At 72.2% G+C, this 21,975-nt stretch carries 21 protein-coding genes; 12 read left to right on the top strand and 9 right to left on the bottom strand.

All coding sequences use genetic code 11. The annotated features are described in order from the left end of the window. Positions 1-157: 157 nt before the first annotated feature. Positions 158-1,750, bottom strand: a complete 1,593-nt coding sequence (locus ACFQE5_RS21255) for a hypothetical protein (RefSeq protein WP_379587552.1) — start codon at positions 1,748-1,750, stop codon at positions 158-160. Positions 1,751-2,162: 412 nt separating this feature from the next. Between ACFQE5_RS21255 and ACFQE5_RS21250 the strand changes: the two genes are divergently transcribed. Beyond that, positions 2,163-2,813 (top strand): hypothetical protein, encoded by a 651-nt coding sequence (locus ACFQE5_RS21250; RefSeq protein ID WP_379587551.1) that lies wholly within the window; start codon positions 2,163-2,165, stop codon positions 2,811-2,813. 97 nt (positions 2,814-2,910) lie between these two features. Continuing rightward, positions 2,911-3,852, top strand: coding sequence for an NAD-dependent epimerase/dehydratase family protein (locus ACFQE5_RS21245; protein WP_379587550.1), 942 nt, complete (start codon positions 2,911-2,913; stop codon positions 3,850-3,852). 68 nt (positions 3,853-3,920) lie between these two features. Here the strand turns inward: ACFQE5_RS21245 and ACFQE5_RS21240 are convergent, their stop codons facing one another. From ACFQE5_RS21240 to ACFQE5_RS21230, 3 genes are all read right to left on the bottom strand, one after another. After that, positions 3,921-4,340 (bottom strand): ester cyclase, encoded by a 420-nt coding sequence (locus ACFQE5_RS21240; RefSeq protein WP_379587549.1) that lies wholly within the window; start codon positions 4,338-4,340, stop codon positions 3,921-3,923. A 97-nt stretch (positions 4,341-4,437) separates the two neighbouring features. Further along, positions 4,438-5,070, bottom strand: a complete 633-nt coding sequence (locus ACFQE5_RS21235) for a response regulator (protein WP_379587548.1) — start codon at positions 5,068-5,070, stop codon at positions 4,438-4,440. Further along, complete coding sequence (locus ACFQE5_RS21230; protein WP_379587547.1) at positions 5,067-6,269, bottom strand: sensor histidine kinase; 1,203 nt, start codon at positions 6,267-6,269, stop codon at positions 5,067-5,069. Before ACFQE5_RS21230 ends, ACFQE5_RS21235 begins: the two co-directional genes overlap by 4 nt. A gap of 177 nt (positions 6,270-6,446) precedes the next feature. On the opposite strand from ACFQE5_RS21230, the gene ACFQE5_RS21225 reads away from it, so the two are divergent. The 4 genes from ACFQE5_RS21225 to ACFQE5_RS21210 all read left to right on the top strand — a co-directional run bounded on the left by ACFQE5_RS21225 (position 6,447) and on the right by ACFQE5_RS21210 (position 9,810). After that, positions 6,447-6,893 carry a DUF2871 domain-containing protein gene (locus ACFQE5_RS21225; RefSeq protein ID WP_379587546.1) on the top strand — a complete coding sequence of 149 codons (447 nt, stop codon included), beginning with the start codon at positions 6,447-6,449 and terminating at the stop codon, positions 6,891-6,893. 27 nt (positions 6,894-6,920) lie between these two features. After that, a complete protein-coding gene (locus ACFQE5_RS21220) occupies positions 6,921-7,985 on the top strand; it encodes an ABC transporter permease (protein WP_379587544.1) in 1,065 nt (354 codons plus the stop codon). Positions 7,986-8,015: 30 nt separating this feature from the next. Continuing rightward, complete coding sequence (locus ACFQE5_RS21215) at positions 8,016-8,696, top strand: ABC transporter ATP-binding protein (RefSeq protein ID WP_379587542.1); 681 nt, start codon at positions 8,016-8,018, stop codon at positions 8,694-8,696. Between the two features lie 364 nt (positions 8,697-9,060). Then, entirely contained in the window at positions 9,061-9,810 is a 750-nt protein-coding gene (locus ACFQE5_RS21210) for a hypothetical protein (RefSeq protein ID WP_379587541.1), read from the top strand. Positions 9,811-9,892: 82 nt separating this feature from the next. Here the strand turns inward: ACFQE5_RS21210 and ACFQE5_RS21205 are convergent, their stop codons facing one another. Together ACFQE5_RS21205 and ACFQE5_RS21200 are read right to left on the bottom strand one after the other, a co-directional pair. After that, on the bottom strand, positions 9,893-10,714 hold the full coding sequence (locus ACFQE5_RS21205; RefSeq protein WP_379587539.1) for an Fpg/Nei family DNA glycosylase: 822 nt from the start codon (positions 10,712-10,714) through the stop codon (positions 9,893-9,895). A gap of 4 nt (positions 10,715-10,718) precedes the next feature. After that, on the bottom strand, positions 10,719-11,195 hold the full coding sequence (locus ACFQE5_RS21200; RefSeq protein WP_379587537.1) for a ribose-5-phosphate isomerase: 477 nt from the start codon (positions 11,193-11,195) through the stop codon (positions 10,719-10,721). 18 nt (positions 11,196-11,213) lie between these two features. On the opposite strand from ACFQE5_RS21200, the gene ACFQE5_RS21195 reads away from it, so the two are divergent. The 4 genes from ACFQE5_RS21195 (at position 11,214) to ACFQE5_RS21180 (ending at position 14,298) form a co-directional block, all read left to right on the top strand. Then, a complete protein-coding gene (locus tag ACFQE5_RS21195; RefSeq protein WP_379587535.1) occupies positions 11,214-11,894 on the top strand; it encodes a DUF429 domain-containing protein in 681 nt (226 codons plus the stop codon). Next, positions 11,881-12,687 carry an MBL fold metallo-hydrolase gene (locus ACFQE5_RS21190; RefSeq protein WP_379587534.1) on the top strand — a complete coding sequence of 269 codons (807 nt, stop codon included), beginning with the start codon at positions 11,881-11,883 and terminating at the stop codon, positions 12,685-12,687. Before ACFQE5_RS21195 ends, ACFQE5_RS21190 begins: the two co-directional genes overlap by 14 nt. A 425-nt stretch (positions 12,688-13,112) precedes the next feature. Beyond that, positions 13,113-13,913 (top strand): IclR family transcriptional regulator, encoded by an 801-nt coding sequence (locus tag ACFQE5_RS21185; protein WP_379587533.1) that lies wholly within the window; start codon positions 13,113-13,115, stop codon positions 13,911-13,913. A gap of 76 nt (positions 13,914-13,989) precedes the next feature. Beyond that, positions 13,990-14,298 (top strand): hypothetical protein, encoded by a 309-nt coding sequence (locus ACFQE5_RS21180; RefSeq protein WP_379587532.1) that lies wholly within the window; start codon positions 13,990-13,992, stop codon positions 14,296-14,298. Between the two features lie 60 nt (positions 14,299-14,358). Here the strand turns inward: ACFQE5_RS21180 and ACFQE5_RS21175 are convergent, their stop codons facing one another. Both ACFQE5_RS21175 and ACFQE5_RS21170 read right to left on the bottom strand, forming a co-directional pair. Beyond that, complete coding sequence (locus tag ACFQE5_RS21175) at positions 14,359-15,951, bottom strand: serine/threonine-protein kinase (RefSeq protein ID WP_379587531.1); 1,593 nt, start codon at positions 15,949-15,951, stop codon at positions 14,359-14,361. 222 nt (positions 15,952-16,173) lie between these two features. Beyond that, positions 16,174-17,274 carry a transglycosylase family protein gene (locus tag ACFQE5_RS21170; protein WP_379587529.1) on the bottom strand — a complete coding sequence of 367 codons (1,101 nt, stop codon included), beginning with the start codon at positions 17,272-17,274 and terminating at the stop codon, positions 16,174-16,176. 285 nt (positions 17,275-17,559) lie between these two features. Here ACFQE5_RS21170 and ACFQE5_RS21165 point away from each other — a divergent pair, with 285 nt between their 5' ends. Further along, on the top strand, positions 17,560-17,994 hold the full coding sequence (locus ACFQE5_RS21165; RefSeq protein WP_379587527.1) for a CBS domain-containing protein: 435 nt from the start codon (positions 17,560-17,562) through the stop codon (positions 17,992-17,994). Between the two features lie 60 nt (positions 17,995-18,054). Here ACFQE5_RS21165 and ACFQE5_RS21160 read toward each other — a convergent pair whose 3' ends face one another. Then, positions 18,055-18,675, bottom strand: coding sequence for a mycothiol-dependent nitroreductase Rv2466c family protein (locus ACFQE5_RS21160; RefSeq protein WP_379587525.1), 621 nt, complete (start codon positions 18,673-18,675; stop codon positions 18,055-18,057). Between the two features lie 213 nt (positions 18,676-18,888). Here ACFQE5_RS21160 and pepN point away from each other — a divergent pair, with 213 nt between their 5' ends. After that, complete coding sequence (gene pepN / locus ACFQE5_RS21155; protein WP_379587523.1) at positions 18,889-21,468, top strand: aminopeptidase N; 2,580 nt, start codon at positions 18,889-18,891, stop codon at positions 21,466-21,468. Positions 21,469-21,975: the final 507 nt, after the last annotated feature.

Here is a 21,975-nt window from a genome sequence, read left to right as displayed (position 1 = left end):
AAGATCGCAATGATCCGGAGAGCCGCCGAACCGCATTGGCGAAGAGTTTCAACGGCTCGAAGAGTGCGATGTACAGCGCCCAAATACAGTTCGAAGCAGCCAAGCATGGCTCCGCCCTGCACCCGATACCGCTTCGGGAGGGTCGGCCGACTCTCCCTCACGACGCACCCGGTGGGCTATCAGAAGCGGAGGCGGGGGGATGGGGCAGGTCAGCGAGGTAGCGCGCGAGCTGAGACGCGAACGCTGCACCGTCGTTGACGCACACGAACCCGCGGCCGTCGACGAATAGCCTCTTCCGCACGGTCGAGCGGCGGTAGTAGACGCGGCCCGTCGACTGCTCGACCCGCTGCACGGTGATCTGCTTGGTGAGGCCCTTGGCCCGGTACCAGCGCCGCGCGATGCGGCCGGCCGCGACGCCGACGGCGGGCGTGACCTGGCGGATCGCGAGGCAGCGGGACAGGCCGCGGTAACCCCAGAAGCGGCCGGCGCTGCCGGTCTCGACGAGGTCCGCATCCGGGCAGCCACAGGTGGGGCACTCGTCGAGGGCCTGGTCGTAGCCGGCGCCGCACTCCGCGCACACCAGCTCGGAGGAGACCCACTCGGGCGGCACCCGGTGCTGGTACTCCTTGCCGGTCGCCGCGGCGCCGTACTTGGCGAAGTAGATCGCCATCCGTCGCGGGTCGGTGAGCCTCACGCCCTGGGCGTAGTCGACGCCGGTCCCGGCGACGAGATGACGGCGACGCTGCTCCGGGTCCGGGTGCCCGACGATGTCCGCCCAGGTGATCGACAGCCAGCGGCGGAAGTCGACGACGACCAGGGCGCCGGTCTCCGGGTCGGTGACGGTGGTCGTGCCCATCGGCGGGGTGGTGGAGAGATGGAAGTGCACCGCGCCGCGACCCTGGAACTCCTTCTTCCACGGCCCGCGCAGCGGCTCACCCCAGGCTCGCGCGTAGCGCTTGCAGAGCGCCTGGAAGTGGCCCATCGCCGCCTCAGCGGTCGGCGCGACGGTGAGCCAGTCGCCGGGGTAGGTCAGGGTGAGCATCGCCGGGAGCCGGCCACGGCGGTCCTCGATCGAGCTGCGCGCGGACCGGCAGGCCGGGCAGTGCGCGAGCTGGTCGTCGAACTCCTCACGGCAGGCGTCGCAGACCCGGAAGCGGCCGTAGAGCTTCGTGTAGTCGAGATCCGACAGCCGCTCGACCAGCCGGGCGCGGGAGCGCCGCGTCCACGCCGTGATGGCGCCCCGGGTCGGTAGCGGGTCCGGCATGTCGCCCTCCCAGATCGCCGCGATGTCGACGTGCTTGCGGTGCCGCTCGACCTCCCGCTCGTGCCGCCGCTCGGCGCGGGCGTAGTCGCGGGTGCGCACGCGGAACACGCCGGGGCTGACCACGATCTCCCAGCGCGGCCCCTCGGCGATCTTCGAGCCGATCCCGACCGGGCCGCCGGTGATGTGCGGGATGAGATCGGCCGCGTGCGCCACCAGCTCCGGGCTCGGGAACGACGGCTGCCAGAGCGGAGCGACCGTGAGGGCGTTCTCGTCCTCACTGCGGACAGATATGGCACATGGGACAAGCCCGGCGCCACCGGCCGGCGGCGCCCCGACACCGGACACCGAGCCGGCCCGGCCCAGGGCTCGCCCCGCGCTCATGCCTCCGGCCCGCGCGGGGCGGCCAGGGCCGGCCGGCCGCCCAGCCGGGCGGGGCGGGCCGCCGCCGAGGACGGGCAGGACCGAGCCGACGAGTCCGCGCGTCATCGAGCCACCCCGACGTTTCGCGCGACAGTCGTCCGAGCTGGCCATGTAGCAGCCGTGTAGCAACGGCACCCGCCGCGGACCGTCCACGATGGAAACGACGAGCGGTGCCCGCGCTGGTCCCGGACATCACCGGACGGCCTCACACTCCCTGCCGTGGCTTTGGGAGCGAGGGGCCGTGGGTTCAAATCCCGCCACCCCGACCAGACCCGACCGTGGGTACGTGACCTTGCTGCCGGTCGGCCGGGACGAGCCCGATGCGCGAGGCGTTCTTCGCCGCTGCTGCGACGACCACCGTGACGCATATCGCCGGAGCCGGCAGCCCGCGCCGACGAATCGACGAACGCGAGGAGGGACGGCCACGCCAACCCTCGAATGTGAGACACATCACTGCAAGTCCCAGTACCCTGCCCCGATGAGCCTCGTCGTCGACGGCAACAGCGGCCTACTGGGACAACTGCTGTTCCTGGTCGTCGGCGGCATCATCGGTTTCGCGATCGCCTCGTTGCTCGCGCGAGTTCGACGCCACCGTGCCGAGCGAGAACGTCTGTCGCGTGCTGAGCTGAGCGCCCAGGACCGAGCGCGTTCCGCCGCCATCGTCCTTCGCGACGAGCTGGACAGGGCGGCCTGGGCGATCACCCGAGCGACCGACTATTCGAACCTGGCCAGATCGATCGGGGACGCCCGCCGCTCCCTCGACCGCGTAAGACTCGATCACATCGCGCACCGCACGGAGCTCAAGCTGGTCGAGTCCGCGATGAACTCTCTGGAGGCGAGCGAAGGCTACATGTTCTTCGCGTCGCGGATCCCGGCCGATCATGTCCTCGATCTGGCCGAGGCCACCGCCGCCAACAGTGGGACCGTTCGTGCCATCATGGGCTGGCTGACCGCCGTCCTCGACGAGGACCGCGGTGAGCTGAAGGCCGCGAGCGACGACCTGGCCCGTGAGGTTCAGAGACTGCGGGACTGGACCAACCGAATCGGCGACCAGCTCGACGAGCACGACCGAACGGTCAAGGCGCGCGGCAGGACGCCACGACGAGGCCTTCCGTCCGACGAGCCCTAGCTCATGACCTCCCCTCGGCCGGACTGAAACCCGCCGGATCCGCGCCACAGGCCACGAGTCGTCATGGGGGCCGGTTCATCGAAGGGTGGGGGACACGATGAAGGTGCTTCTGGCGGGCGCCTCCGGCGCCATCGGCCTGCCGCTGATACGGCAGCTGCGCGCGGCCGGACATGACGTGGTCGCAATCCATCGCGCCGAACGCGGCCGCGACGCGGTGCTCGACGCGGGTGCGACCCCGCTCCGCGCCGACGTCCTGGACCGGGACGCGCTGCTCGACGCCGTGCGGGACCATCGGTGCGACGCGGTGATCTCTCAGCTCACGGCGCTGAGGAAACCGCCGATGCGACACCGGGACATGGCCGGGACCAACCGGTTGCGCATCGACGGCACCGCGAACCTGCTCGCCGCCGCACAGCGAATCGGCGCCACCCGGTTCGTGACCCAGTCGATGGTGTTCGGTTACGGCTTCGGAGACTTCGGTGGCCGCGTGCTCACCGAGGACGACCCCTTCGCCCCGGCCGGACGCGGCCGCTTCGAGGATCATCTGGCCGCGATGCGGTCCAACGAGAAGCAGGTGTTCGGTGCGTCCCACGTGGCCGGGATCGCGCTGCGTTATGGGCTGTTCTACGGTCCGGGACCGGCTGGCGACGCGCTGGTCGACGGCCTGCGCCGCAGGCGCCTGCCGACGGTGCGCAACGGCGGAGTGCTGCCGTGGGTGCAGATCGATGACGCCGCGACGGCGACGGTCGCCGCCGTCGAGCGCGGCGCGACCAACTCGGCGTACAACATCGCCGACGACCTGCCCGTCAGCCTCTCCGATCTGATGATCGCGCTGGCCGATGCGCTCGGGGCACCGCGCCCACCTGTCATCCCGTCGTGGCCGCTCACCGCCATGCCCTACCTCAAGGCGATCATGACGGGCGGCCTTCGGGTCAGCACGGCCAAGGCCAAGCGGGAACTCGGCTGGACGCCGCGGCGGCCGACCTACCGCGAAGGGGTCGCCGAGATCGCCGACCACTACGTGCGGACGGCCGCCTGAGCCGGAACCGGTGAGCGGTCAGCCGGCTACGCCGGGAGCACTCCGACCCCGTGTCCTCGCGCTCCCGCTCACCCCTCGGGCGCCGGCATATGGCCGAGCTGGACGAGCATGCTGACCTGGTCGTAGTACCACTCGCCGCGAGTGACCTTGCCCTCGGCGTTGTACTGCCGGACCTCGCAGAACGGCAGGTTCACCTGCCGGCCGGTCGCCGGAAGCTGCCCGAGCATCCCGTCGTTGGTGCCCGACCCGGTGAACAACAGCACGGTCGTCGCACCGCCGTCGATGATCCGGGCGTTGCTGACCATTGCGTCGGAGAAGCCGGCCACCCAGGCCTTCTCCGCGTCCATCCATTGGTCTGGGCCCTTGGCGGTGACACCCCTGGCCTGGTCGACGAGTTCGCAGTCCTGCGCGAGATCCGCGGCGAACGCATCCCAGTTTCGCTGGTTGAACAGATCGATCGACCGAAGGTGACTGTCGCTGTTGCTCATGGCCATCCCTCACTTCCCGCTGGAAGGGGAGCCACGCTACCCGTGATGTGACTGCCATCACATCGACTGAACGGGCGTGTCCGCGGGCCGGCTGCGCTCAGCGGCGGAGGATCCCCCGCTCCACGGCGACGGCCACCGCGGCGGTGCGGGAGTCGACACCGAGCTTGCCGTAGATGTGCACCAGATGTGACTTGACGGTCGCCTGGCTGAGAAAAAGCCGCCTGCTGATCTCCTGGTTGGACAGCCCGTCGGCGACGAGCCGCAGCACCTCGGTCTCCCGCAGGCTCAGCGCGGTGGCGGGGGTACGCATCCGGTCCATCAGCCGGTTCGCGACCGCGGGCGCCAGCGCCGAGCGGCCCGCCGCGGCGTTGCGCACGGCGGCGGTGAGCTCCTCGGGCGGCGCGTCCTTGAGCAGGTAGCCGGTGGCGCCGGCCTCGATCGCGGCCAGGATCTCGGCCTCGGTGCCATAGGTGGTCAGCACGAGCACCCGTGGCGCGCCGGGCCGCGCCGCGATGGCCGCGGTCGCCGCGGAGCCGTGCATGCCGGAGCCGAACTGCAGATCCATCAGGACGACGTCGACCTCCGCCGTCCCGGCCAGCGCGACGGCCTCCTCCGCGGTCGCGGCCTCCGCGACGACCTCGATCCCGGGCTCGCCGTCGAGGAGGGCGCGCAGCCCGGCCCGGACGACCGGGTGGTCATCGGCCAGCAGCAACCGGATCGCGTCACTCACGACGTCGCCGCCTCGACGGGCGGTGGGTTCGCGAAACTGACCGCCACCGCCGTGCCTTGACCGGGCGCCGACTCGACACTGAGGGTGCCCTGCAGGCTGCGGGCTCGCGCCTGCATCGCGGCGAGCCCGAACCGGCCTCCGGCGCCCGGCAGGGGCACGGCGCCGGGATCGAAGCCGACACCGTCGTCGACGACATCCAGCGCGACGCGATCGTCCATATAGCTCAAGGTCACCTCGGCCCGGCCCGCGCACGCATGCTGCACGGTGTTGGCCAGCGCGGACTGGGCGATGCGCAGCAGTGCCACCTCCTGGGCGGCGGACAGAACGGCCGGGGTGCCACTGAGGTGGAAATGCACCGCCAGCCCGGAGCGCTGCGTCGTCGTCGCACACAACCGTTCCAGCGCCGAGGGCAGCGAGCCGTCCGCCAGACCGGGCGGGGTGAGGGCGTGCACGAACCGCCGGGCCTCGGCGAGGTTGTCCGCCGCGGCGACCCGGGCCTGCCGGACGTGCCCGGCCGCGGTGTCCGGCCGCGCGGGTAGCGCGCGCTCGGCCGCGCGCAGCAGCAGCTGGATGCTGGACAGTCCCTGAGCGAGGGTGTCGTGGATCTCGCGGGCCAGCCGCTCCCGCTCCGCCAGCACACCGGCCGCGTGTTCGGCGGCGGCCAGCTCGCTGCGCGCCGCGGTGAGCTGTTCGATCAGGCTGCGTCGGTGCTCGCTCTCCCGGTAGAGCGCCTGGTAGCCGAGCGCCGTGCCGACCGCCACGGCAGCACCCAGGGCGGGACCGATGACGACCGCCGGGGTCAGCTCCCCCTGATGCCAGGCGAACCCGCCGATCGCCCCCACCGTGGTCACGGCGACCGCGGGCAGTCCCCAGCGCGGCGGGAGCAGATGCAGCTGCAGGAAGAACAACGGGAACGCCAGCCACACCCCGTCGGGAGTCAGCGCCAGCAGCACCAGCCAGACCGCGGCCAACGTCCCCAGCCACGCGCCGGCCGCCGCGGCGGAGCGGGCGACCCGGGGAGTCAGGGGACCGGCGGCATAGACGGCCGCCAGCACGAGCGCCGCGGCGACGATCGCCGCCCGGTGCGGCAGGCCGGTGGTGACCGCGCGTCCGGCGGCGAGCGCGAGCAGGCCCGCCACCAGCAGATGCAGGCAGACGCGCAGCACACGCAAGGGGTGATCAAGGGTTCGGGGGTTCACGGCAGTGGCCAGGCTAGCGGGCTCCCCATCCCCATCGCCTCGTTCCGGATCCATCGAAAGGTTGAGCTTCGGCTCACCGGTTCGATCCGTGAGGTCCCAACCCGGGCGCGGTGCCACCGGCGTCCCGACGGTCCAGAGTCGGAGTCACACACACCCTCGAACTCCGGAAGGGCATCCGTGAACAAGCTGTACTGGTCCGCCGTCGCCTACCTCGTCCTCGGACTCGCGGGCGGGCTCTACTATCGCGAGCTCACCAAGGCGGTGGAGTTCACCGGGGCCACTGAGCTGGGCGTCGTGCACACCCACCTGCTCGTCCTGGGCATGACGTTCTTCCTGATCCTGATCGGGCTCGAACGGCTCTTCGGCCTCTCGCGCAGCGCGCTGTTCCCCTGGTTCCTGCGCACCTACCACGCGGGCCTGCTGCTCACGGTGGGCGCGCTGGCCGTCATCGGTACCCGCACGGTGCTCGGGCTGCCCTCCGGCGCCGCGCTGGCCGGGGTGTCCGGTCTCGGGCACATCCTGCTCACCGTCGGCCTCGCACTGCTCTTCGGCTGCCTGCGCTCGCGGCTGTCCACGCCGACGCCGGGTGACGCCGCCGAGGCCCGCCCGGCCGCGCTGCGCTGATCGCGACCGGTCACGAAAGGAGCAGACATGTTCGTCGCCTGGAGGGATCTCCGGTTCGCCCGCGGCCGGTTCGCGTTGATGGCGAGCGTCGTCGTGCTGATCACCATGCTGGTCGGGTTGCTGTCCGGACTGACCGCGGGTCTGGCCCGCGACACCACCTCGGCCGTGATCGACCTGCCGGCCGATCACCTGGTGTTCACCGCGCCGCCGGACGGCCAGCAGCCCTCGTTCACGAACTCGGCGATCGAGCCGCAGCTCTGGCGGCAGTGGGCCGAGGTACCCGGGGTCCGGGCGGCCGAGCCGCTCGGCCTCACCACCGGCTACGCCGAGGTGGGCACGACGACGGCCGCCGTCACCGTGTTCGGCGTCCGGCCTGGCTCGCCACTCGCGCCGCTGCCCGACGCCGTCGGCCCCGGTACCGCCCTGGTGTCGACCGGCGCCGCGGACGCGCTGGGCGTCGGCACCGGAGACAGCGTGACGATCGCGGACCAGCGGTTGCGGGTCGAGACCGTCGCCGTCGACGCCTCCTACAGCCACACACCGGTGATCTGGACCGGCCTGGCCACCTGGCAACAGCTCGCCCACACCGACTCGGCCACCGTTCTCGCGTTGACCACCGATGCCGGGGCCGATCTCGCCGCCGCCGATACCGCCCTGGGCACGCACACCCTCACCCGCTCCGACGCGCTGTCCGCGATCGGCTCCTACTCCGCGGAGAACGGCTCCCTGCAGCTCATGCGGGGCCTGCTGTTCGCCATCTCCGCGCTGGTGATCGGCGCCTTCTTCACGGTGTGGACCATCCAGCGCAGCGGTGACATCGCCGTGCTCAAGGCGCTCGGCGCCACCACCGGCCACCTGTTGCGCGACGCGCTCGGGCAGGCCCTGGTGCTGCTGATCGGCGGCACCGCCGTCGGCACCGGCCTCGCCGCGGCGCTCGGCGCCCTGGCCGCGGAAGCGGTGCCATTCGTGCTGGACGTCGGCACGATCGCGATCCCGGCCACCGTCCTGGTCGTCCTCGGGTTGCTCGGCGCCGCGCTGGCCGTCCGCCGGATCACCGCCGTCGACCCGCTGACCGCCCTGTCCGCCCGCTGAACCCCATCCGTCTCCCGAAGGAAGCATCCGATGAGCCTGCGCCTGACCGGCGTCACCCTCACCTATCCCGACGGCGAGCACCGGCTGACCGCGCTCGACCAGGTCGACCTGCAGGTGCCCGCGGGCACCGTCACCGCCGTTCTGGGCCCCTCCGGCTCCGGGAAGTCCAGCCTGCTGGCGGTCGCCGCCACCCTGATCCGTCCCGACCGCGGGCAGGTCGTGGTCGACGGGACCGACACCACCGGGCTGCGCCAGGCCGAGCTGACCGCACTGCGGCGCACCCGGATCGGCATGGTGTTCCAGCAGCCCAACCTGCTCGCCTCACTGACCGCCGCCGAGCAGTTGCAGGTGATGGCGCATCTGTCGGGCCGGTCCCCGCGCAGTGCCCGCGACCGCGCGCACGAGCTGCTCGCCGCCGTCGGGCTCGACCGCCAGTCGGGCAGGCGGCCGCACCAGCTCTCCGGCGGGCAGCGCCAGCGGGTCAACATCGCCCGGGCGCTGATGAACGACCCCGCCGTGCTCCTCGTCGACGAGCCGACCAGCGCCCTGGACCACGAACGGGGTGCCGCCATCATCGACCTGCTCACCGGGCTGACCCACCGCAATACCACCGCCACGGTCCTGGTCACCCACGACCGCTCGCATCTCGCGGGGGTGGACCAGGTCGTCGAGCTGATCGACGGCAGGCTGCGCAGCCCGGCGCATCTGTGATGCGGGGTGCCGACCGGTTCAGGCGGCCGGTCGGCGCTCGCCGCATCCACCGCTCGAACCGTCACGACATCCGTGTCCTTCGCAGGCCGGGCGCCGCGGCGGTGGGCGAGGGCCTCACTCTTCGTCATCGCCGCAGGTAACGCCCCGGCCCGGGGCGCGAGTGAACCTTCAGGTGGGCGAGAAGTCACCGCCCACCTAGGGCCGGCACATCCCTCTCCCCCGCCGGCCCTGGTCCACGTCGGCGTGCCCGCCGGCGTGGACCCCCGGGGCATTCCCGGCCGCCCCATTGGGAACGATCGGCCCGACTTGTCCGTTGAACTGCATGAGAGCGGGCTCTGGGCCCGGCATGGGGAGGAACGACCCGATGACCACGATCGTGACCGTGCTGGTCCTGGTCGCCATTGCCGCCGGCATCGTGTGGTTGGTACGCCAGCGCGCGGCGGCACAGGCACGCGAACTCGAGGACGCGAAGGCCGAGGCCCGTCGATGGGTCGAGCGACTCGGCGGTCAGGTGCTCAACCTCGTCGGCACCGACGAGGCCGCCAAACAGGCCCTTGCCGACGCGGCCGAGCGCTACAACGCCGCGGGCTCGCAGCTCGACCAGGTGAGGTCCACCGCGCAGGCCCGCCAGGTCACCGAGACGGCCTACGAGGGCCTCTACTACGTCCGCGCCGCTCGCACCGCGATGGGCCTCGACCCCGGGCCCGAGCTGCCGCCGCTACCCGGTCAGCAGCGCGCGGGGGCGGTGAGCGAGGACCGCGACGTCGAGGTCGAGGGGCACGCCTACAGCGCCTCGCCGCACCCGTCCGACCGCAACCGGCACTACTACCCGGGTGGCAACGTCGCCGGGCGGCCGGTTCCGGCCGGCTGGTACTCCGAGCCGTGGTGGAAGCCGGCCCTCGTGGCCGGGGCCTGGGGCGTCGGCTCGATGCTGCTGTTCAGCACGCTGTTCTCGGGAATGTCCGGAGTGGCCTACGCCGACGGATTCGCCGACGGCCTGGCGGCCGGCGACATGGGCGGCGACATGGGCGGCGACATGGGGGGAGACATGGGCGGCTTCGGGGATGTCGGGGGCGACGCCGGGGGGTTCGACCTCGGCGGTTTCGACTTCTGAGCCGACCGACGTCGCTGGAAACCACGGCCGGCAGGTCCGGCCACGCCACACCGACCGGCCCGGCGGGAGCGTCCCGGGCCGGTCAGTGGCGCTGGTGCGCCGGCTGGCAGGTGGGGCACCAGAACAGGTTGCGAGCGGCATGCGCGGCATGGGTGACCGCGGTCCCGCAGACCAGACACTCCTGTCCGGCCCGCCGGTAGACATAGACCTCGCCGCCGTGCCGGTCCTGTCGCCCCGGCTCGCCGCGGCGGCGCGGATCGTGCTCGGGCCGCACGGTGTCGATCCGGCCCCGGCGAGCCCCGGCCCGCATCAGCGCGACGAGGTCGTTCCACATCGCGTCCCAGGTCTCGCGCGGCAGCGCCCGCCCAGGCAGTAGCGGGTCGATCCGGTGCCGGAACAACAGTTCGGCGCGGTAGACGTTGCCGACCCCGGCCACGACGGACTGATCCATCAGCAGCGTCGCCAGAGGTGCCCGGGACCGGGTTATCCGTGCCCACGCCCGATCGGGATCGGCGCCGCGGCGCAGCGGATCGGGGCCAAGCCGGGCCCGCAGGGCGGCGACCTCGTCGTCGGTGAGCAGCTCGCAGGCCGCCGGTCCCCGCAGGTCCGCATAGTGCGTCGCCCCGACCAGCCGCATCCGCACCTGCCCCCGCGGCTCGGTCGCCGGTAACGGGGCGTCGTCGAAGGTGCCGTAGAGGCCGAGGTGGACATGGACGACCCGGTCCGGGCCGTACCGGTGGAACAGGTGCTTGCCGTGGGCGTCCACCCCGGTGAGCACCGCGCCGTCCAGCAGCGCGGCGGACTGTGCGAACCGGCCCTGTGGGCTGCTGACCCGCACCGGCGCCCGGCCGAATCGCCGTCGGTGCAGCCGCGCGAGCCGGTGCAGGGTGTGGCCCTCCGGCACGGCGTCAGGCCGGGTCGGGCACCGCCGGGTACGTCCCCGTGCGCTCGTAGTCGGCCAGCAGGTCGATCCGGCGCTGGTGGCGGGGCTCGGCGGAGAACGGCGTGCGCAGGAACGCCTCGACGATGGCAGCGGCCTCCTCGAAGGTGTGCATCCGGGCCCCGACGCCGATCACCTGCGCATTGTTGTGTTCGCGGGCCAGGCGGGCGGTCTCGGTGCTCCACGCCAGCGCGGCCCGGCAGCCGCGGACCTTGTTCGCCGCGATCTGCTCGCCGTTGCCCGACCCGCCGATGACGACGCCGAGGCTGCCGGCATCCTCGACGACCCGGCGGGCGGCCTCGATGCAGAACGGCGGGTAGTCGTCATCCGGGTCGAAGACATGAGCCCCGACGTCGATCGCCTCGAAGCCGAGCCCGTTCAGATGCTCGACCAGCCGGGCCTTGAGCTCGAAACCAGCGTGGTCACTGCCGAGATAGACGCGCACAGGCGATGATCCTGCACCATGCGCGCGGTGGCGGGTGTCGACGGGGTCCCCGGCGGCTGGGTGGTGGCCACGGTGCGCTCGCGCCCGCGGGGCGACGTGGTGACCTGGGCGGTGCTTCCGGACGCGGCCGCGGTGGTGGCCGCGACATCCGGCTGCGCGGCGGTCGGTGTCGACATCCCCCTCGGACTGCCGTCCGGCCGCACCCGCCGCGCCTGTGACGAGCACGCGGCCGCGCGGCTGGGCCGCCTGCGGTCGTCGGTGTTCCCCGCGCCGCCCCGGCCCGTGCTCGACGCGGCCTGCTTCGCCGACGCCTGCGCCGTCGCCCGCGAGCTGACCGGGCGCGCGATCAGCCTGCAGACCTTCCACATCGGCCCCAAGATCCGGGACTGGGACCGGGTCGAACCACTGCCGGACGGGCTGATCGAGGTGCATCCGGAGCTCTCGCTGCGCGCTCTCGCCCCGGAGATCGGATTCGCGCCGAAGCGGACCGCCCGCGGGGCCGGGCAGCGCATCGCCGCACTGGCCCGGTGGGTCGATCCCGCGGTCGCACTGGCCGACCTGCCGGTCGGGGCGCGCCTCGACGACTGTCTGGACGCGCTAGCGTGCGCCTGGTCGGCGGCGCGCTGGGCGCGGGGCGTCGCGGAGATCCTCGGGGCGGAGATCGACGAGCGCGGTCGGAGGATGCGTGTCGTGGTCTGAGAACGGCAGGCGCGACGGACGGGCCCGCTGGTGCGAGGTGGCCGACGGTGTGCTGGCCCGCAGGTACGCCGAGCTGGACCTCACCACCGGGCTCGTGCTGGGCACCGAGCGCGCACTGGTCATCGACACCCGTGGCGACGAGCGGCAGGGCGCTGAGCTCGCCGCCGCGGTCCGGGCGGTGACCAGGTTGCCGATCGTCGTCGCGATCACCCATGCGCATTTCGACCACTGCTTCGGCACCGCGGCTTTCCTGCCGTGCCCGGTGCATGCACATCCGGGATGCGCCGCCGCGCTGCGCGTCACCGCCGACACCCAGCGCGCCGAATGGGTCGCGCACTACCGCCGCCGCGCCCCCGAGACCGCCGAGGCACTCGCCGCGACCGTCCCGGTCGAACCCGACGGTACGGTCGATCCGGTCGCGCTCGTCGACCTGGGCGGGCGCACCGTGCAGCTGCGTCACCTCGGTCGCGGACACACCGACCACGACGTCGTCGCGCACGTCCCCGACCAGGGTGTCGTCTTCGCGGGCGACCTCGTCGAGCAGGGCGCGCCACCCGACTTCGGCGACGCGTTTCCGCAGGACTGGCCGGCCACCGTGGCGGCGCTGCTGGCGCTCGGTCCGGGCGTGGTCGTCCCCGGGCACGGGGAGCCGATGACCCCGTCCGAGGTGGCGGACCAGCGCGACGCGCTCGAACGGGTCGCCGCGCTCCACGCCGCGGTCGCCACCGGTGCGCTGGACGCCGCCGAGGCGCAGCGCCGTTCCCCGTTCCCCGGCGTGCGCTGGCCCCGCTGACCCGGGCGCCCCCCTACAGGATTCTCTGCTGCGGGCCGACGGCCCGTCTCCGTTCCGCCGACCGCACCCGGCATGCCCTGGAGGTGTCGGTGGACGGGTCGTTGTCCGGGTGGGCGGCCGCGGCGCGCGGAGCCTCGAGCTGATCGATCTGCGGACCGACGGGCGGGCCGCTGCCGGAGCCGTCCGGCGACGTCCTCACCGCGGTGGCGTTCACCAGCGGCGGGAGGACGTTGCTCGTGACGAGCGAGGGCTCGGCGCCTTCCCGGCTTCCTGGTGTTCGACGACGAGGGCCATGAGGTGCGCGGTGCCACCAACCGCGCGGCGCTCGTGCGTGAGGTGGTGCGGTGGGTCAGCGACAACATGCGCGGGATCGGCTTCCGCACGGCCTGAGGGTGCGCCCCGACCGCCCGCGTTAGGCTTCTGCTGTGAAGAGAGCCGATGCGGTGGTCGGTGCACCGGCGGGTGTCCGGGTGCCGCAGTATCCCATCGAGTCGGTGGACAACGCGCTGAAGGTCCTGCTGCTGCTGGGCGAGCGTTCCGAGTTGCGGCTGACCGAGGTGAGCGAGTACCTCGGGGTGGCGTCGTCGACCGCGCACCGACTGCTGGCCATGCTGACCTACCGGGGGTTCGTCCGGCAGAACGAGCGGACGAAGGCCTACGGCCCGGGCACCGCTTTGACCGGCGTCGCATTCGCGATCTTGCAGCGCTTCGACTTCCGCGGCGTGCTGCGCCCCTATCTCGAGCGGCTCAACACCGAGCTACGCGAGACCGTCCACCTTGGACTGCTCGACGGCGCCACGGTGCGGTTCATCGACGCGATCGAGAGCCCGCAGGCCGTCCGCGTCGCGTCGCGGCTCGGCCGGTCGATGCCCGCGAGCTCCACCTCGACCGGCAAGGCGCTGCTCGCGCAGCTGTCGATCGAGGAACTGCACGCGCTCTACCCGGACCAGGAGCTGGAGGGCCTCACCGACAACAGCATCCGCAGCCGCGATGAGCTCGAACGGCAACTGGAGGGCGTGCGCGAGCGTGGTTACGCCACGAGCGCCGAGGAGAGCGAGCGCGGTGTGTCCTCGGTGGCGGTCGCGTTCCCGTTCCGCCGTTCCCCCGCGCGGATCGCGTTCAACGTCGCCGTCCCGGCCAGCCGGATGTCCGACGAGGACCAGCGGGTCATCGGCGCGCGGTTGCGCGCGATGGTCGGCGAGGCGGCGCAGCTGCTGCACAGCTGAGCTCTCGCCCCCTGCCCGGGCGAGCCGTCCGCGCGCGCTTCGCTAGATGTACCCAGCCATCACGATGGATCCCTCGGTGAGCGACGAGTCCGATCCGCTGTCGCTCGACCCGTTCGACCCAGCCAACGGGCCCCCGTTCCCGGTGGAGTTCCAGCGCCGCTACCCGGCCGCCCAGCGGGCCCGCAACCAGCGCATCACCGACCGGGTGCACGCCCGCGGCGACGCCGGGGTCTACGAGAGCAACACGCGCGGCATCCTCGACGAACTCGCCGCAGGCGAGCCCCTCGAGCTGCTGGCCGGTGACCACTACTTCACCCAACCGGCCGGGGCTCGATCCGAGCTGGCCGAGCTGCTCACGGGCTGGCTGGGCCAGCGCGAGGCATGAGGATGCGACTCGGTCACGGAAATACCCCGACTCGCGCGCGGAAATACCCCGACTCGCGGGTCAGGTGCGGCTGAAGGACTGGATGAGCTGGTTTCCCTCGGAGCCCGTGCCGACGATGAACCGGTAGGGCTCGCGGGTCGTCACGCCATCCCTGCGGGTGAACACGATCGTTGCCTGCACCGCGTTGGCCCCGGTCGATCGCGCCGACTCGACGGCCACCGCACTGAGCTGGTCGTAGAAGCGGCGGAAGCCCTCGATACCGCCGGACTGCGCCTGCGCGCCAGGACCGAGCAGCGCGAACGCCTGATCGACGTTGGCGGGCAACAGCCCGTAGTAACGCTGCACGAACGCCACGGCGTCACCGGGAGCGACCTGGCCGGACGGCTCGGTGGTGACCGCGGGCGATGGCGTCGTCGTCAGCGGGAGGGTCGGGCCGGTCGTCGGCGCGCGGGTCGGCGCTCCGGCGCCGGTGGCGGGCGCGGCGGAGGTCGCCGACGGCGGGCCGGCGAGCGGCGGGACCTCGCTGGCGGCCACCCCATCCGACGAACGCAGGATGCCGATGACCACACCCGTGGCGATGACCAGCAGCACCAGCGAGCCGATCAGCACCGGGATCCGCAGCCGTCGCCTGCGGTCGGCTCGGTTCGGAGCCGCGGGAGCGCCTGCTGGGTTCGGCGGCGGTCCGGTGAACGCCGCGGCGGGAACCTCGATCTCGGTCAGCGTCCGCGCGTTCAGCTGCGCGGGAACGGGTATCGCCGGACCGGGCTCGGCCGGGGACTCGGGGTCGCCCTCGACCGCCGGGCCGGTCGGGAGGCGGCTGGCCGCGACGGCGGCGAGCACGTCGCGGGCCTGAGCGGCGGTCGGCCTGCTCTCCGGATCGCTCGCCAGCAGCCGCATGAGCAGCGCCGTCAGCGGACCGGCCTCCGTCGGCGGACGCACCGCACCGGTGGCGACCTTGTGCAGCAACGCGTACGCATTGTCATCGAGCCCGAACGGCGGCTCACCCTCCACGGACGCGTAGAGCGTGGCGCCGAGCGCAAAGATGTCCGAGGCCGACGTGGGCTGCTGACCGCGGGCGACCTCGGGCGCCAGGAAGGCGGGAGTCCCGGCGATCATGCCGGTGCGGGTGAGCTGAACGTCGTCGACGGCCCGGGACACCCCGAAGTCGGTGATCTTCGCCCGTCCGTCCTCGGCGATGAGCACGTTGCCCGGCTTGATGTCACGGTGGACGACGCCCGCGGAATGTGCGGCGACGAGGCCGTCGGCGACCTGCCGGCCGACGGCGGCGACCTCGAGCGGCGGCAGGGGGCCCTTCTCGGCCAGCACCGCGGCCAGCGACCGCGAGGGCAGGTACTCCATGACCAGCCACGGCCGGTCGTCGTGCACCACGACGTCGAACATGCTGATCACGTGCGGGTGCTGCAGGCGGGCACCGATCCGACCCTCGCGCAGAATGCGCTGACGGGCCTCCTCCAGGGCCTCGCCGCCCGAGGTGCCGGGTGAGGTGGCCGCGATCAGCTCCTTGATCGCGACGGTGCGGTTGAGCAGCTCATCGGTCCCCCGCCAGACAGCGCCCATCGCTCCAGCGCCGATGCGCTCGTCGAGCCGGTAGCGATTCCCGATGCGAGGGGCATCGGAGTCGGTCGGGCTCATAGAACTCCAACGTAGGATCGCGGGGACTGACGCGGCCCACCGGGCCTTGTGATCCTATCCCTCGAACAGGTGTCCCCGGCCGCGGCATCCGCCATCCCTCGATGACCGTGTGTTGTCCACCCCGGCGTGGCACCGCCCACATGATGCACCGCGACCGCATCCGCGGCAGCCCCCGCCCCGCCGAAGCCCGGGCGGTGCTTGCGGGCTAGGTGTACCCAGCCATCATTGCGGCAGCCCCAGCTTGCGGGAACAGGCGGGCCAGGAGCCGTAGCCGCCCCGGTCATCGCGCACCTTCCGCGCCACCGCGATCTGCTGCTCGCGGGTGGCCTGGTCGGCGCGCGGGGCATAGGCGGTGCCGCCGTAGTCCCGCCAGGTGGCGTCGTTGAACTGCAGGCCGCCGTAGTAGCCGTTGCCGGTGTTGATCGCCCAGTTGCCGCTCGACTCACACTGGGCGAGCCGATCCCACACCGCTTCATCCGGCGCCGGGGGCGGCGCGGCGGGCGGTGGCGCCGGGGGCGGCGCGGCGGGGACCTGAGGTTTCGGCGGGGCGGAGGACGGCACCGGTGGGTCAGCCGACGGGGACGGCGGGGCGATCGGCCGCGACGGGGGCGCCGGAGACGGGGGCACCGGAGACGGGGACGCAGGAGACGGGGACGCAGGAGACGGGGGCCGGGCGGCCGGGTCCGGATCGTCCCGGACGGCCGCGGCACCGGGCCGCCCGAACCCGGCCTCGACGTCGTCGAGCACCAGCACCCAGTCCTGTCCGGCGCCACCGGGGGTGCGGAACAGCGCCCGGCCCTGGCTCGGCAGCACCGAGAGCTCCATGGCGTCGCCCGTCCGGGGGTCGTACCACCACGGCCGGACCCGGTCACCGGACAGCGCGTCGAGATCGATCTCGACGTCGAGGCCCGCGGCCGTGTAAGCGATCAGGTACGACCCGTCGTCGGCGACCGCGGCGACGATCTGCTCGGCTCCGGTACCGACGTCGCCGGTGAGAACCCGCTGATCGGATACGGCTCGCTGGTAGGGCCGCGACTCCAGCAGCGACCGGAGATTGCCCAAGCCACCGGCATCGGACACGGTGGCCGCGCCGCCGAGAAGAGCCCAGTAGGCGGCACGGCGGACATCGCGCCAGCGCGGCGACGCCTCGTCCGCTGCGGCGACCAGCCGGGTCTCGAACGAGTGTGACGCCGGGCGCGCCGACGGTCCTGGGCAGGCGTCGCCGCAGCTCGGCGCCCCGACACCGGCCACGGTGCGAACCGGCAGCCCCACGCGCGGGGTCAGCAGCGCGAGGACGGCGACACCGAACAGCACCACGGCCACCGACGGCCACCAGCAGTTTCGATCCGATCGCGGGGAGCGCACGCCGCACGGTCGCAATGACCGGGCGGCCGCCGGGCGTGTTCGAGGCCGGTGGTTGCGATCGCACACCGCCGCACGACCACACCGGCCTCCCCCCGGACGGGGGAGCCGTTCGGCGCACCAAATGCCGCAATCTGGCTCAACGGGACATCACAAGTGTGACGAGTAATACCTTGACATCCCGCGTTTACTCGGGATGCCGCACGATTTGCGGCGGGGTCGTCGCGGAACGGAGGAAGCACCGATATGAAGATCGCGGATATCCTCAACACCAAGGGCCGGGTCGTTCACACGGCGGTGCCGTGGACCACGGTCAGCGAAGCCGTCGACCGGCTCAACAGGCTCGGCATCGGCGCACTTGTCTCCTGCGACCAGGATCGCAAGATCTGCGGGATCATCTCGGAACGCGACATCATGCGTGGCCTCGGCAAGTACGGTGCCGCGCTGCTGGACATGAAGATCGACGAGGTGATGACGCACCACGTCGTGACCACCACGCCCGATGAGTCGATCGTCTCCGCGATGGCCCAGATGACCCGGGGCAGGCACCGGCACCTGCCGGTCGTCCAGCACGGCGCGCTCGTCGGCATGGTGAGTATCGGTGACCTGGTGAAGCACCGGGTGAAGGAGATGGAGTTGGAGACCGGCGTGCTGCGCGACGCGTTGATCTCGCGTTACTGATCTCGCTGACCGGCGGGCGGCTCTCCGGGGAGCCGCCCGCCGCAACCAGGCGACGATCGTTCAGTCGAAGATCGGGTCCTCGGTGCGGGTCCGCTTGAGCTCGAAGAAGTGCGGGTACTCGGCGAGCAACCGGGCGCCGTCGAAGAGCCTGCCCGCCTCCTCCCCACGAGGCACCTTGGAGATCACCGGACCGAAGAAGGCGACCCCGTCGACGTGGACCGTCGGTGTCCCCACGTCCAGACCGACCGGGTCCATCCCGCGGCGGTGGCTCGCCACGAGCTGCTCGTCGAACTCGGTGGACGAGGCGGCCTCGGCCAGTCCGGCCGGGAGGTCCAGCTCGGCCAGCGCCTCCTTGATCACGATGTCGAAGTCCTTGTTGCCGCCGTTGTGGATCCGGGTCCCGAGCGCGGTGTAGAGCGGCCCGAGGATCTCCGGGCCGCGCTGTTGCGCGGCGGCGATACAGACCCGCACGGGGCCCCAGGACTTGTCCATCAGCCGCTGGTAGTTCTCCGGAAGGTCGCGTCCCTGGTTGAGCACGGCAAGGCTCATGACATGGAACCGCACCTCGATGTCGCGGACCTGCTGTACCTCAAGAATCCAGCGCGAGGTGAGCCACGCCCACGGACACAGTGGGTCGAACCACACGTCGACCTGGGCGGATGGTGTCTCGGCGCTACTCACGGTGACTCCGTTCCTGAACAATCTCGGTGCCCGGCGGCCGGGCGCTTCCCCGCAGCGGTCAACACCTCCGACCCGGCCCGTGTTCCCGCGCCCTCCGCGGGCCCACCGGGCCGCCGTGCAGGCGACGCACCGGCCCGGCTCATGGTTGGATCGGCGGTCTGCGTGCTGGTCGACCCGCAGCGCGGTGAGAGATCGAGGAGAGCCGAGAAGGACATGGCCCCGCCCAACCTGACCCGAACCGAGGCCGAGCGTCGTGCCGCCCTCCTGGAAGTCGCTGACTACGCGATAGTCCTCGATCTCACCGACGGCGCGGGTTCCCCCGGCGACAGCACCTTCGCGACCACGACGACGCTGCGGTTCCGCAGTCGTGAACCGGGCGCCGACAGCTGGATCGACCTGGTTGCCGCCGAGGTCACCGCGGCCACGCTCAACGGGCGCGAGCTGGATGTCTCCGGCTACCGGGAGGACGACGGCATCGCCCTGCCCGGCCTCGCCGCCGACAACGAGCTGACGGTCGTCGCTACCGGCCGGTACATGAACACCGGCGAGGGGTTGCACCGGTTCGTCGACCCGGTCGACGGCGAGGTCTACCTCTACAGCCAGTTCGAGACGGCCGACGCCAAGCGGATGTTCGCCTGCTTCGACCAGCCCGATCTCAAGGCCCGGTTCCGGCTCACCGTCACCGCACCCGTCGGCTGGAAGGTGGTGTCGAACGCCGCCGTCGAACGGACCGAGGAGGGCCCCGGGGGCGCGCTCGTCCACCACTTCGCGACCAGCGAGCCGATGTCCACCTATCTGGTGGCGCTGGTCGCCGGGCCCTACGCCGAATGGCGGGACGAGCACGACGGGATCCCGCTCGGGATCTACTGCCGCGCCTCGCTGGCCGAGCACATGGACGCCGAGCGCCTGTTCACCGAGACCAAGCAGGGCTTCGACTTCTACCACCGTCATTTCGGCGTCCGCTACCCGTTCGGCAAGTACGACCAGCTCTTCGTGCCCGAGTTCAACGCGGGCGCGATGGAGAACGCCGGCGCGGTGACGTTCCTGGAGGACTACGTCTTCCGCAGCCGGGTCACCCGGTTCCTCTACGAGCGCCGCGCCGAGACCGTGCTGCACGAGATGGCGCACATGTGGTTCGGCGACCTGGTCACCATGCGCTGGTGGGACGACCTGTGGCTCAACGAGTCCTTCGCCACCTGGGCGTCCGTGCTCTGCCAGGCCGAGGCCACCGAGTACGAGAACGCGTGGACGACCTTCGCGAACGTCGAGAAGAGCTGGGCCTACCGGCAGGACCAGCTGCCCTCGACGCATCCGATCGCCGCCGACATCCCGGATCTGCAGGCCGTGGAGGTGAACTTCGACGGGATCACCTACGCCAAAGGCGCGTCGGTGCTCAAGCAGCTCGTCGCCTACGTCGGGCTCGAGCCGTTCCTTGCCGGGCTGCGCAGCTACTTCTCGGCGCATGCCTGGGCCAACGCGACGTTCGACGACCTGCTCGGTGCGCTCGAGCGCGCCTCGGGCCGGGATCTGTCGGACTGGGGCACGCAGTGGCTCAAGACGACCGGGCTGAACATGCTGCGCCCGTCCTTCGAGGTCGACCACGATGGCCGGTTCACCCGGTTCGAGGTCGTCCAGGGTGGCGCCCGGCCCGGCGCCGGGGAGCTGCGCACGCACCGCATCGCGGTCGGGATCTACGACGACGAGGGCGGCCAGCTCGTGCGCACCCATCGGGTCGAGGTCGACGTGAGCGGCGAGCGCACCGAGGTGCCCGAGTTGGCCGGAGTACCCCGCGGCCGGCTGATCCTGGTCAACGACGACGACCTCACCTACTGCGCGCTTCGACTGGACCCCGACTCGCTGGCCGTGCTCGTGGACCGGATCGGCGATATCGCCGATCCGCTGCCGCGCACCCTGTGTTGGTCGGCCGCCTGGGAGATGACCAGGGAGGCCGAGCTCAAGGCCCGCGACTTCACGGCGCTGGTCGCGGGCGGCTTCGGCGCCGAGACCGAGATCGGCGTGGTTCAGCGGCTGCTGCAGCAGACCCAGACCGCGCTCGGGTCCTACGCCGAGACGGCGTGGGCCGCCGAGCGGGGCTGGCCGATGCTGGTCGATGCGCTGCTGAGCCGGCTCGACACCGCAAAGCCCGGGTCGGACGCCCAGCTCAGCGTGGTCAACGCGCTGGCCGCCAGCGTGCTGGACGAGGCGACGCTGGACCGGATGGCCGGCTGGCTCTCCGATCTCGACGTCCCGCACGGGCTCACCGTCGACACCGACCTGCGCTGGCGGCTGTTGCAGGCGCTGGTCGCGCACGGAAAGGCGGATGCGGCCCGCATCGACTCGGAGCTGGAGCGCGACGCGACCTCGACCGGGCAACGGCAGGCCGAGCGGGCCCACGCGCTGCTGCCCACCGCCGAGGCGAAGGCCAGGGCGTGGGACCGCGCCGTCCACGACGACGAGCTACCCAACGCGGTCAACGAGGCGATCATCGCCGGGTTCAGCCATCCGGCCCAGCGTGACCTGCTGACCCCCTACGTCGAGCGCTACTTCGCCGAGGTGGCCGATGTCTGGGCGCGGCGGACCTCCGAGCGGGCGCAGCCGGTGGTGCTCGGTCTCTTCCCGTCCTGGGCGGTGGACCCGCTGACCGTCGCGGCCGCCGACGCCTGGCTGGCCGACGACTCGCATCCGCCCGCCCTGCGCAGGCTGGTCTCGGAGGGGCGGGCCGGGATCGTCCGGGCGCTGGCCGCGCGGGAGTTCGACCGCTCGTCACCGCCGGGCGGACCGGACGGATCCTGATCCGCAGGATCCCGCCGGGCTGCCGCTCCCTCGCCGCCCGGGTCGGCGAGGGACGGCGTCAGTGGCAGGCCCGCCCCAGCGCACGCAGCAACCGTCGCACGCGTCCGCCCCGAGGCCGGTAGGCCGAGCAGACATCCGGACCGCAGGCCCCGCAGTCGCTGCCGCGACGCAGGTGCTCATGCATCTCGGCGGAGTGCCCACACAGACAGCTCGTCCGGTCCACCGCCACCGCGGCGGGCGGTGCGGCCGGCGGTGGCGCGACGGCGGGTTCCTCGAACGCCGGGCGTCCAGGAGGGATCGGAGGCGCTGCGTCCCACTGCAGCGGGAACCCGGTCGGCGGAGTCAGAACGGACGGGCTCACGCCTCCAGGCCGGTCCTGCCTGTCGCGCCGCGCGCGGCGGCACGGCTCCACTGGCGGATCACCCATACCGGTCCTGCCCTTCGTCGCACAGCGGCCGAAAGCCGCTTACCGACCAGTATGGGACTGTGTCCGCACCCCAGGAATCC

The sequence above is a fragment of the Pseudonocardia hispaniensis genome (genome assembly GCF_042658695.1).
In the GTDB taxonomy this organism is placed as follows: Bacteria; Actinomycetota; Actinomycetes; order Mycobacteriales; family Pseudonocardiaceae; genus Pseudonocardia; species Pseudonocardia hispaniensis.
The sequence above is the reverse complement of the archived record's forward strand: the minus strand, read 5'-3'. Positions and strand labels throughout refer to the sequence as shown.

Bases quoted from the DNA above. Each gene is read 5' to 3' on its own strand.
- ACFQE5_RS21195 (WP_379587535.1), top strand. From the start codon at position 11,214: ATGCGCGCGGTGGCGGGTGTCGACGGGGTCCCCGGCGGCTGGGTGGTG.
- ACFQE5_RS21210 (WP_379587541.1), top strand. From the start codon at position 9,061: ATGACCACGATCGTGACCGTGCTGGTCCTGGTCGCCATTGCCGCCGGC.
- pepN (WP_379587523.1), top strand. From the start codon at position 18,889: ATGGCCCCGCCCAACCTGACCCGAACCGAGGCCGAGCGTCGTGCCGCC.
- ACFQE5_RS21220 (WP_379587544.1), top strand. From the start codon at position 6,921: ATGTTCGTCGCCTGGAGGGATCTCCGGTTCGCCCGCGGCCGGTTCGCG.
- ACFQE5_RS21175 (WP_379587531.1), bottom strand. From the start codon at position 15,951: ATGAGCCCGACCGACTCCGATGCCCCTCGCATCGGGAATCGCTACCGG.
- ACFQE5_RS21165 (WP_379587527.1), top strand. From the start codon at position 17,560: ATGAAGATCGCGGATATCCTCAACACCAAGGGCCGGGTCGTTCACACG.
- ACFQE5_RS21255 (WP_379587552.1), bottom strand. From the start codon at position 1,750: ATGACGCGCGGACTCGTCGGCTCGGTCCTGCCCGTCCTCGGCGGCGGC.
- ACFQE5_RS21245 (WP_379587550.1), top strand. From the start codon at position 2,911: ATGAAGGTGCTTCTGGCGGGCGCCTCCGGCGCCATCGGCCTGCCGCTG.
- ACFQE5_RS21215 (WP_379587542.1), top strand. From the start codon at position 8,016: ATGAGCCTGCGCCTGACCGGCGTCACCCTCACCTATCCCGACGGCGAG.
- ACFQE5_RS21250 (WP_379587551.1), top strand. From the start codon at position 2,163: ATGAGCCTCGTCGTCGACGGCAACAGCGGCCTACTGGGACAACTGCTG.
- ACFQE5_RS21240 (WP_379587549.1), bottom strand. From the start codon at position 4,340: ATGAGCAACAGCGACAGTCACCTTCGGTCGATCGATCTGTTCAACCAG.